The following is a 1,029-nucleotide window of genomic DNA, read 5'->3' on the forward strand; positions in this document are numbered from 1 at the left end:
ACGGTCCGAGCCACGAGGGGGGAGGCTCGGACCGTCCTGCAGAGTCTGCTCGCGGACGCGGAGACGCCTACCGGGCGGACTCCTCCAGGGCGCGCAGTACGTCGGCCACCAGGTCCTCGGGGTCCTCCGCGCCGACGGACATGCGGATGAAGCCCTCCGGTACGGCGTCCCCGCCCCAGCGGCGGCGGCGCTCGGCGGTGGACCGTACTCCGCCGAAGCTCGTGGCGTCCTCCACCAGACGCAGGGCCGACAGGAAACGCTCGGCACGCTCGCGTGTGGGCAGGGTGAAGGAGACCACGCAGCCATAGCGACGCATCTGCTGCGAAGCGATCTTGTGCGAGGGGTCGTCGGGCAGGCCCGGGTAACGCAGATCGGACACCTCGGGCCGCTGCCGCAGGGCCTGTGCGACGGCGAGCGCGGTGGCGTTCTGCCGCTCGACGCGCAGCTGGAGCGTGGCGATGGACCGGTGCGCGAGCCAGGCCTCCATGGGCCCGGAGATGGCGCCGACGATCTTCCGCCAGCGGCGCACCGCGGCCATCGCCTCGGTGTCGCGGCCGGTGACGTAGCCCAGCAGGACATCGCCGTGCCCGGTGAGCTGTTTGGTGCCGCTCGCCACGGAGAAGTCGGCGCCCAGCTCCAGCGGACGCTGCCCGAGCGGGGTGGCGAGGGTGTTGTCGACGGCCACCAGGGCGCCCCGCGCGTGGGCCGCCTCCGCCAGTCGCCGGATGTCGCACACGTCCAGCCCAGGGTTCGACGGGGACTCGATCCACAGCAGTCGCGCCCCGTCCAGCACCTCCAGCTGGGCATCACCGCCGGTCGGCGCGGTGCGCACCTCGATGCCGTACGCCTCCAGCTGGGCGCCGACCAGCGGCAGCACCTGGTAGCCGTCGGACGGCAGCACGACCGCGTCCCCGGCGCGCAGCTGCGAGAACAGCACGGCGGAGATCGCCGCCATGCCGGAGGCGAAGACCAGCGTCTCGGCGTCCTCCCGCCCGGGTGCCTCCAGCTCGCTGACGGCCCGCTCCAGCA

The 1,029-nt window shown here is 73.5% G+C and carries 1 protein-coding gene; it reads right to left on the reverse strand.

The annotated features are described in order from the left end of the window. Positions 1 to 67 precede the first annotated feature (67 nt). Positions 68 to 1,029: cystathionine gamma-lyase (locus IE312_RS26785; RefSeq protein ID WP_229900472.1), on the reverse strand; the 962-nt coding region annotated here is incomplete at its 5' end.

The organism is Streptomyces capoamus, assembly GCF_014654935.1.
GTDB lineage: Bacteria > Actinomycetota > Actinomycetes > Streptomycetales > Streptomycetaceae > Streptomyces > Streptomyces capoamus.